At 66.0% G+C, this 1,275-nt stretch carries 2 protein-coding genes; both read left to right on the top strand.

Annotation, left to right across the window (positions count from 1 at the left end):
• Window positions 1–392, top strand: a 392-nt coding sequence (locus ABZ464_RS52080) for an alpha-glucosidase C-terminal domain-containing protein (RefSeq protein WP_359290073.1), incomplete at its 5' end; no start/stop codon positions are given.
• A 32-nt stretch (window positions 393–424) separates the two neighbouring features.
• Window positions 425–1,275 (top strand): alpha-amylase family glycosyl hydrolase (locus ABZ464_RS52075; RefSeq protein ID WP_359290071.1); only part of this gene is annotated, 851 nt, incomplete at its 3' end.

Here is a 1,275-nt window from a genome sequence, read left to right as displayed (position 1 = left end):
ACCTCGACTCCGAGAAGTACCAGCTCAGGACACGCGACTGGGACACCCCGGACACCCTCGCCCCCCTCATCACCCGCCTCAACGCCATCCGGCGGAGCCACCCGGCGCTCCACCACCTCAGGAACCTGCGCTTCCACGACGCGGACAACGAGTCCGTCCTCGTCTACAGCAAGCGCACCGGGGCGGACACGGTGATCGTCGTGGTCAACCTGGACCCCCACCACACGCAGGAGGCCACGGTCTCGCTGGACCTGCCGCAACTGGGCCTGGACGACCAGGCGTTCCTGTCGGTGCACGACGAGCTGACGGGTGAGTCCTACGCCTGGGGCCGGCACAACTACGTGCGCCTGGAGCCCGGCACGAGGCCGGCCCACGTGTTCCACGTCCGGTGATCCGCACCGCAGATCGGAGGCCTCAGACCGCCATGACCGTCAACTCACCTGTTCCGGACACGTTCGAGGACACCCCCGCCAAGGACCGCGACCCCGACTGGTTCAAACGCGCCGTCTTCTACGAGGTCCTCGTCCGCTCCTTCCAGGACAGCGACGGCGACGGCGTCGGCGACCTCAAAGGTCTCACCGCCAGACTCGACTATCTCCAGTGGCTCGGCGTCGACTGCCTCTGGCTCCCGCCCTTCTTCAAGTCCCCGCTCCGCGACGGCGGATACGACGTCTCCGACTACACCTCCGTGCTCCCCGAATTCGGTGACCTCGCCGACTTCGTGGAATTCGTCGACCACGCGCATCAACGCGGTATGCGGGTGATCATCGACTTCGTCATGAACCACACGAGCGATCAGCACCCGTGGTTCCAGGAGTCGAGGAAGGACCCCGACGGGCCCTACGGCGACTACTACATGTGGGCCGACGACGACAAGCAGTACGCCGACGCACGCATCATCTTCGTCGACACCGAGGTCTCCAACTGGACCTTCGACCCCGTCCGCAAGCAGTACTTCTTCCACCGCTTCTTCTCCCACCAGCCGGACCTCAACTACGAGAACCCGGCCGTGCAGGAGGAGATCCTGGCCGCTCTCCGGTTCTGGCTGGACCTCGGCATCGACGGGTTCCGGCTGGACGCGGTGCCGTACCTGTACGCGGCCGAGGACACCAACTGCGAGAACCTGCCCGCCACGCACACGTTCCTCAAGCGGGTGCGCCGCGAGATCGACGCGATGTATCCGGACACGGTGATCCTGGCCGAGGCCAACCAGTGGCCGGAGGACGTGGTCGACTACTTCGGCGACTACGCCTCGGGCGGCGACGAATGCCACAT

Source organism: Streptomyces sp. NPDC005820, assembly GCF_040630255.1.
Taxonomy (GTDB): Bacteria; Actinomycetota; Actinomycetes; order Streptomycetales; family Streptomycetaceae; genus Streptomyces.
This window is presented reverse-complemented; position numbering and strand designations above follow the sequence as displayed.